Origin of the sequence: Burkholderia sp. Se-20378, from assembly GCF_017104665.1 — a bacterium.
GTDB classification, from domain to species: domain Bacteria; phylum Pseudomonadota; class Gammaproteobacteria; order Burkholderiales; family Burkholderiaceae; genus Burkholderia; species Burkholderia lata.
This window is the reverse complement of the sequence record NZ_JAAGPG010000392.1, coordinates 1-7,801: the sequence shown is the minus strand read 5'-3', so window position 1 is coordinate 7,801 and position 7,801 is coordinate 1. Positions and strand designations below refer to the sequence as shown.

Annotated in this window: 7 protein-coding genes; 3 read left to right on the top strand and 4 right to left on the bottom strand. The window is 68.2% G+C overall.

Annotated features, from left to right (window positions below):
• The 4 genes from G3N93_RS29130 to G3N93_RS29115 all read right to left on the bottom strand — a co-directional run.
• On the bottom strand, positions 1 to 703 hold a 703-nt coding region (locus G3N93_RS29130), incomplete at its 3' end, for an acetyltransferase (protein ID WP_206134512.1).
• Positions 704 to 720: 17 nt separating this feature from the next.
• A complete protein-coding gene (locus G3N93_RS29125) occupies positions 721 to 1,512 on the bottom strand; it encodes an SDR family oxidoreductase (RefSeq protein WP_174941780.1) in 792 nt (263 codons plus the stop codon).
• A gap of 40 nt (positions 1,513 to 1,552) precedes the next feature.
• On the bottom strand, positions 1,553 to 2,746 hold the full coding sequence (locus tag G3N93_RS29120; protein ID WP_174941778.1) for a sulfotransferase: 1,194 nt from the start codon (positions 2,744 to 2,746) through the stop codon (positions 1,553 to 1,555).
• Positions 2,743 to 3,852, bottom strand: a complete 1,110-nt coding sequence (locus G3N93_RS29115; RefSeq protein ID WP_174941776.1) for a DUF1214 domain-containing protein — start codon at positions 3,850 to 3,852, stop codon at positions 2,743 to 2,745. Before G3N93_RS29115 ends, G3N93_RS29120 begins: the two co-directional genes overlap by 4 nt.
• A 130-nt stretch (positions 3,853 to 3,982) precedes the next feature.
• Here G3N93_RS29115 and cysD point away from each other — a divergent pair, with 130 nt between their 5' ends.
• The 3 genes from cysD to G3N93_RS29100 all read left to right on the top strand — a co-directional run.
• Positions 3,983 to 4,963 carry a sulfate adenylyltransferase subunit CysD gene (gene cysD, locus G3N93_RS29110; protein WP_174941774.1) on the top strand — a complete coding sequence of 327 codons (981 nt, stop codon included), beginning with the start codon at positions 3,983 to 3,985 and terminating at the stop codon, positions 4,961 to 4,963.
• Entirely contained in the window at positions 4,963 to 6,885 is a 1,923-nt protein-coding gene (gene cysN / locus G3N93_RS29105) for a sulfate adenylyltransferase subunit CysN (RefSeq protein ID WP_174946136.1), read from the top strand. Before cysD ends, cysN begins: the two co-directional genes overlap by 1 nt.
• 129 nt (positions 6,886 to 7,014) lie before the next feature.
• Positions 7,015 to 7,801, top strand: a 787-nt coding sequence (locus tag G3N93_RS29100) for a helix-turn-helix transcriptional regulator (RefSeq protein ID WP_206134510.1), incomplete at its 3' end; no start/stop codon positions are given.

The following is a 7,801-nucleotide window of genomic DNA, read 5'->3' as shown; positions in this document are numbered from 1 at the left end:
GCATCCGGACCAGCGTCGCACCGGGCACTTCGCGCAGCGGCGCGAGTGCGCACGCGCGCGCCATGTCGTCGCGGTAGCCGTCGCGCAGCGCGGCGAACACGGCCGTCTCGCGCACGAAATCGAGCGGGTCGATGCAAGGCAGCATCGCGTCGGCGAGCGCGGCCGGGTCGAAATGCAGATCGCCGACACATTCGCCGTACGCGTTGTAGTTCAGGTAGAGCCCGAGTTCGGCGAGCGTGTCGCGCTCGGCGTCGCCAATCCCGTGCTCGCGCGCGAGCGCGTGGCCGAGCGCCGGCAACTCGTCGCCGAACGCCGCGACGATCGCCCAGCGCACGTGCCGGCCGCCGAGATAGCGGTTCACGATTGCGCTCGTGCAGACGTCGGCTGCCGTGTCGATATGCGCGTCGAAGCGCGGATCGTCAGGCAGCTCGCCCGCGAAGTGATGGTCGAAATAGCGGACCGTCGCGCCGTCGCGCAGCAGCCGCGCGCACGCGTCGCGATTCTGGTCGTGCGACACGTCGAGCACGGTGACGATGTCGCCTGCCCGCGCGTCGATCCGCTCGAGCAGCTTGATGTCGCGCTTCACGCCGGTCACGAGCGTGCCGTGCACGCCCTCCGCCAGCCGCAGTTGCTGAAGCGCGCACAGCCCGTCCGCGTCGCCGTTGAACGCAAAGAAATGTTGTGTGTCGTGGTTGTCCTGCATGATCCTTTGCTCCATCGTCAGGGCATGAAATCGCCGCCGTTCGCGTCGAGCGTCGCGCCCGTCACCGCGTTCGCATAGTCCGACGCGAGGAACAGCGCGGCACGCGCGCAGTCGTCGTCGGTCGGCAGCTTCGCGAGCGCGATGTTCGACGCGATCGGCGCGATGATCTGCTCTTCCGTCATGCCGTACTCGGCGGCCGCCTGCCGGAAATACGTCTGGGTCGGCACGCCCCACATCCACCCCATGTGGATGCTGTTCGCACGAATGCCGTGCACGCCAAGTTCGCGCGCCAGGTATTTTGCCGCAACCGCGAGCGCACCCTTCGATACAGCGTAGCCGCCTTCCCCTGCAAACGGCTTGCGGGTCGCCTGCGTGTTGATCATCACGATCGCGCCGCGCTTCTGTCGCTTCATGTGCGGCACGACTTCCTGCGTGAGCGCCATCGTACCGAACACGTTGGTGTCGAACACCGCACGCCAGCCGTCGAGGTCGGCTTCTTCCACCGGTTCGGGAAACGTGCCGTGCACGAACGCGCTGTTCACGAGCGCGTCGATCCGGCCGAAGCGCTCGACGGCCTGCGTCGCGAGCTGCCGGCATTGTGCGCGGTCGGTGATGTCGGTCTTCACCTTCAGCACATCGCAGCCGACGCCGAGCGCACGGATTCGCGCGTCGGCGTCGTCGAGTTTTTCCATCGTGCGCGCCGCGACGACCACGCCGCGTGCGCCCTCGCGCGCGGCCTCGACGGCGAGCTTCACGCCGAGCCCCGGCCCGATCCCTGAAATCACGACGATCTTGTCCTTCAGCAACATGGGTTGTCTCCTGGTTGTCGTGGGTCTCGCGAGTCCGGCGTCAGCCGGCCGCCCGCAGGTGCCGCGCGCGATACGCGGCGAAGTCGCGCGCAAGCTGCGCATCGGTGAAGCCGAAGCGCGCGATCGAATAGTCGTGTGCGGCACGCTTGTCGCGACCGTTGCGCGCCATCCAGTCCGTCATCGCCGTGCGCTGCCGCGCATCGAGCGGCATCCCGGCAAACGCGTACACGGCCTCGGCAACGCCGAGCGGATTCGACACCGTGTCCTCGAAGCGCACGTCGAGGAAGCGGTCGGCCGGCAGCGCGTCGCGCGCGGCCATCGCCGCACCGATCGCGCGCGCCATCCCCGCGTTCCACTGCGCGCCGACGGCGAGCGGATCCGGATCGTCCGCATACATCTGCCACAACGTATGCGCCATGCTCGCCATCGACGGAATCGTCTGCGCCGGATCGCGGTGCGTGAGCACGACCTGCGCGCGCGGAAACACGCGGCACAGCACGTCGAGCGCATGCAGGTGCTGGGGCGTCTTCAGCAGCCAGCGCGCGGCCGGCGCGACGCCGCGCTGCGCCTTCTGCCACTGCAGGAACTGCAGCATCCGCTTCAGGTACGTATAGACCGGCGTGAGATCCTGCTGCGCGAGCCATGCCGTATAGCGCGGCACGTTCGCGTACGAATCCATCGCGCACACGAACGAATGCTCCATCAGCATGAACTCCTCGTCGGCGAGCATCGCATCGAGCGGGTGGATCGTCAGGATCTGCGGGATGCAGTCGATCATCGTCGCGACCTCGGCCTGTGCACGCGCGATGCGCACCGCCGGCGCGGCGAGCGTCTCGCCCGCGAGCGGCGCCGGGTAGCGGGTTTCCCACCACGCGGCAGCATGGAAGCGCGGGTCGACGGCCAGCAGGCGCTGCAGCAGCGTCGTACCCGTGCGCGGCAGGCCGACGATCACGAGCGGATCGTCGATCTCGATCTCCGCGATTTCCGGATGACGCCGGCAGTAATACTCGATAACGAGCCGGTTCACGAGCTGGCCGACGAGCTTCTCGCGCATCATCGCCGCGCCGCGCGTGGACAGGTTCGCTTCATCTATCAGCGATGCGCACATCACGTCGAGCGCCTCGCGATACGGCCCGTCGCCGAACGCGGTGAGGCCGCCCGTGCGCGACACGGCCTCCGCAATCAGTCCATCGGCGTCGAGCGACGAGCGGATCGGGTCGAGCGGCGCGTTCATGCGGCCTCCTTCAGCGTTGCAAGCTTGACGACCCGCGTGCGCGGATGCACCGGCTGTGCGGCACCGACCCAGCGCCAGCAGATCGTGCCGGTGCGATGTCCAGCCGTATCGAGCCAGTTCGCGTCACCCGGCCGCGCGGCCGCGACGACCACCGTCACGCCGCCGTCCGCATTCAGCCGTGCGCTGTGCTTGTTCACGCAGATATCGAAGTGCCGGTAATCGAGCGACTCCATCCAGTAGTTGTTGAGCTGCACGTTCCAGAAGTCGCAGTCGGGCACCGTGTCGACGTCGATCACGAGCGCTTCGTCGTCCGCCAGCGTCCAGCACGAGTGGTAGTAGTAGATGTTCGGGTCGCCGCCGACCGACTGGCACAGCGCCTGGTCGGCGGGTGGCAGCGCATTCACGTGCGACCGGTAGCTCGCGGCCCAGTCCGCGAACAGCTTCGACGTCTGCTCGACGAACTGCGCAGCGCGCGTGAGGCCGCCCTGCAGCACGAGCGGGTCGAGCGGCGCCGGGCGATCGTCGGCGCCGATGCGCTCGATCTTCAGCTGCGCCGGCGTTTCCGCACGACGGTCGAGGAAGGTCTGGCGCACCAGCAACGCGTTGGTGCCCGGCTCCATGCGCACCCAGTTGCCCGCGCGCGGCGTTTCGCTCAACACGATCTCGAAGCTGCCGTCCGGCGCGATCTCGAGCTGCTTCGCATCGAGAAAGCCCGTCTGCAGCATCTTGCCGTCGGTCTCGTAGCCGCCCTTCTGCGTGCCGAAGCTCAGGTAGGCCACCGTGCCGCGCCGCCCCGTCACGCGGTATTCGCAGCGGCCGTCGAGACGCGCGTACTGGTACAGGTTGTCGGGATTGTCGGCGCCGATCTTCGCGGTCTCGTGCGACGGCGAGAAAAAGCCCGGCCACGCGCCGTCCGCGAACTCGACGTGCATTTCGAGCGCGATGCGCATCAGCCGGCTCAGGTAGCGGAATCCTTCCGCACGCGTCAGCGGATCGTCCGGCGCCTCGGCGCGCAGGATCTGTTGTCCGCTGCGTTTCAGGGTGTCGCAGAAATCGGCCCAGGTCTGGCCCGAAAGCAATTGCGTGGCACGTGTGTCGTCCGTCATGTGTTCTCTCCGCCGATGGTCGAGCGCTCACCTTATGCGCCGCCGCCGCGCGCCACTTCGTCCGGGTGGACTAAGGAAAGATCCGCTCCACCGCCGTGCGGCGATTTAGTCCACCCGGACGAAGATCGGCATGCCGCTCGCTCGATACCGTCGGTGTCATGCACGAAACGCCGCACATGTCGCGCGGCACCGGCATGAAACAAGGAGACGAACGATGTTGACCCACTTGGAGCGGCTGGAGGCCGAAAGCATCCACATCATGCGCGAGGTGGTCGCCGAGAGCGAGAACCCGGTGATGCTGTATTCGATCGGCAAGGACAGCTCGGTCATGCTGCATCTCGCGATGAAGGCGTTCTACCCGGCGAAGCCGCCCTTTCCGCTGCTGCACGTCGATACGACCTGGAAATTCCGCGAGATGATCGCGTTTCGCGACGAGACGGCCGCGCGCCTCGGCCTCGACCTGCGCGTGCACATCAACCCCGACGGCGTCGCGAACGACATCAATCCGTTCACGCACGGCTCCGCCGTGCACACCGACGTGTGGAAGACGCAGGGGCTCAAGCAGGCGCTCGATCACTACGGCTTCGACGCCGCGTTCGGCGGCGCCCGCCGCGACGAGGAGAAATCGCGCGCGAAGGAGCGCATCGTGTCGCTGCGCTCGGAACAGCACCGTTGGGACCCGAAGCGCCAGCGCCCCGAGCTCTGGTCGCTGTACAACGCACGCAAGCGCAAGGGCGAGAGCCTGCGCGTGTTCCCGATCTCGAACTGGACCGAGCTCGACATCTGGCAGTACATCCAGCTTCACGACATCCCGATCGTGCCGCTCTACTTCGCGAAGGAACGGCCCGTAGTCGAACGCGACGGCGCGCTGATCATGGTCGACGACGAGCGCCTGCCGCTGCGCGAAGGCGAAGTGGCGCAGATGCGCAAGGTGCGCTTTCGCACGCTCGGCTGCTATCCGCTGACGGGGGCGATCGACAGTGACGCGACGTCGCTCGACGACATCCTGCAGGAGATGCGCGAGACGCGCACGTCCGAACGGCAAGGGCGACTGATCGACAGCGATTCGGCCGGTTCGATGGAAAAGAAGAAACAGGAGGGATATTTCTGATGGCACACGTTCTCACCGCGCCCGAGGCGCTCGCGCACGACGTACCCGATTCACGCGCTACCGACGAAGCGCACACGCAAACCCAGGACCTGCTGCGCTTCATCACGTGCGGCAGCGTCGACGACGGCAAGAGCACGCTGATCGGCCGCCTGCTCTACGAATCGAACATGCTGTTCGACGACCAGCTCACGCAGCTCGAGGCCGATTCGAAGAAGGTCGGCACGCAGGGCGGCGAACTCGATTTCGCGCTGCTCGTCGACGGCCTGTCGGCCGAGCGCGAGCAAGGGATCACGATCGACGTCGCCTACCGCTTCTTCGCGACCGCGCGGCGCAAGTTCATCGTCGCCGATACGCCCGGCCACGAGCAGTACACGCGCAACATGATCACCGGCGCATCGACCGCCGATCTCGCCGTGATCCTGATCGATGCACGCAAGGGCGTGCTCACGCAGACGCGCCGCCACAGCCATCTCGTCGCGCTGATCGGCATCAAGCGCGTGGTGCTCGCGATCAACAAGATGGACCTGGTCGACTACGACCGCGCCGTGTTCGAGCGCATCGACGCCGACTATCGTGCATTCGCGGCCGAGCTCGGGCTGGCGGAGATCGTCAGCATCCCGATGTCGGCGCTGCGCGGCGACAACGTGATCGCGCCGAGCGCGCGGATGCCGTGGTACGCGGGCCCGACGCTGATGCAGCATCTCGACACCTTGCCGCTCGCCGCACGCGTGACCCGCGACGAGCCGTTCCGGCTGCCGGTGCAGTGGGTCAACCGCCCGCACCTGAATTTCCGCGGTTACGCGGGCAGCATCGCATCGGGCGAGATCCGCGTCGGCGAGCGCGTGCGCGTGCTGCCGTCCGGCAAGGAGAGCCGCGTCGCGTCGGTGATCACGCAAGGCGGCGAAAGCGACATCGCGCGCGCCGGCGACGCGGTGACGCTCACGCTCGCCGACGAGATCGACATCAGCCGCGGCGACATGATCGCGCGCGCGGATGCGCCGCCCGAGGTGGCCGACCAGTTCGAGGCGACGCTCGTGTGGATGCACGACGCACCGCTGCTGCCCGGCCGCCCGTATCTGGTGAAGCTCGGCACGCAGACGGTCGGCGCGACCTGCGCGACGCCGAAGTACAAGATCGACGTGAACACGCGCGAGCATCTCGCGGCGCGCACGCTCGCGCTCAACGAGATCGGCGTGTGCAACCTGAGCTTCGACCGGCCCGTTGCGTTCGATCCGTACGACCGCAACCGCCACACCGGCGGCTTCATCGTGATCGACCGCGTCACCAACGACACGGTCGGCGCCGGGATGCTGCACTTCGCGCTGCGCCGCGCGCACAACGTGCACTGGCAGGCCGTCGACGTCGATCGCGCCGCGCGTGCCGCGCAGAAGGCGCAGACGCCGCGCATCGTGTGGCTGACGGGCCTGTCGGGCGCCGGCAAGTCGACGATTGCGAATCTCGTCGAGAAGCGGCTGCACGCGCTCGGCAAGCATACGTACCTGCTCGACGGCGACAACGTGCGGCACGGGCTCAATCGCGATCTCGGCTTCACCGAGGCCGATCGCGTGGAGAACATCCGGCGCGTCGCCGAAGTCGCGCGGCTGATGCTCGACGCGGGGCTCATCACGCTCGTGTCGTTCATCTCGCCGTTCCGCGCGGAGCGCGACATGGCGCGCGCGCTGGTCGGCCCCGACGAGTTCGTCGAAGTGTTCGTCGACACGCCGCTCGCGGTCGCCGAGGAACGCGATCCGAAGGGCTTGTACAAGAAGGCGCGGCGCGGCGAGCTGAAGCACTTCACGGGCATCGATTCGCCGTACGAACCGCCCGCGCAGGCCGAACTGCGTGTCGACACGGTCGCCGAGTCGCCGGAGGAAGCGGCCGATCGCATCGTCGCGTACCTGCTGCGCGAGCGCGCGGCGTAAGCGCCGCGAGCGGGCAGCCCGGCGGCTGCCTGCTCGCCCGCGTCGCCTACTCCGTTCGGATGACGCGGGCCGCCAGCCGGCCGGTATGCTGGTCCGGGAATCCTTCATCCCGACCAGGAGAACACGAGCATGCCCATCGCGCTGGCGCCCGGCGACCCCGCCGCGCACGACGGTTTCGACGACGCGGCGTGGACGGCGCGCGAACTCAGCGCGTGGCTCGGGCTCGTCTATCAGGGCCCGTCGGAAGCGACCCCGTGGGCCGGCTTCCTCGAAGCGGTCCGCGTGCGGCTCGACGCGAGCTTCACGACGCTGGTGCTGCGCAATCCGGGCGGCGCACGGCACGGGCTCATCATCAACGCGTCGGCACACGGCCCGCTGCTGCCCGGCGAGCCGTCGTACAGCGAGCAGTTCTACGCGTTGTGCCCGTTTCTCGACCAGCCGCCCGGCCAGGTCTTCACGGCCGACCGGCTGTTCGGCGAACCCGCGTGGCGCGCGCACGATTTCTACCGGCAGTACCTGCAGCCGCTCGACCTGCGCTACATCCTCGGCGCGAACCTGCGCGGCGAACGCGGCGTCGAATGCGCGTTCTTCGTGAGTCGCGCGCACGGCGGCCGCGATTTCGACGCGGCCGAGCGCGCGCAGGTCGCGACGCTGCTGCCGCACCTGCAGCGGGCGGTCGAACTGCATGCGGCGCTCGACGTACTCGATGCCGAGCGCGCGCTGTACGCGGGCACCGTCGACCGGCTCGACGTCGGCACCGCGATCGTCGACGAGGACGGCCGCGTGATCAAGCGCAACCGCATCGCCGAGCGGCTGATCGAGCAGCAGGACGGGCTGTGCGTGCGCCAGGAGCGGCTCCACGCGTCGTGCCCGCTCGACGAGCGCCGGCTGCAGAAAGCGCTGCAGGCCGCGCTCA

Coding starts and splice junctions, on each gene's coding strand:
- G3N93_RS29115 (WP_174941776.1), bottom strand. CDS start 3,852: ATGACGGACGACACACGTGCCACGCAATTGCTTTCGGGCCAGACCTGG.
- G3N93_RS29125 (WP_174941780.1), bottom strand. CDS start 1,512: ATGTTGCTGAAGGACAAGATCGTCGTGATTTCAGGGATCGGGCCGGGG.
- cysN (WP_174946136.1), top strand. CDS start 4,963: ATGGCACACGTTCTCACCGCGCCCGAGGCGCTCGCGCACGACGTACCC.
- G3N93_RS29120 (WP_174941778.1), bottom strand. CDS start 2,746: ATGAACGCGCCGCTCGACCCGATCCGCTCGTCGCTCGACGCCGATGGA.
- cysD (WP_174941774.1), top strand. CDS start 3,983: ATGCCGCTCGCTCGATACCGTCGGTGTCATGCACGAAACGCCGCACAT.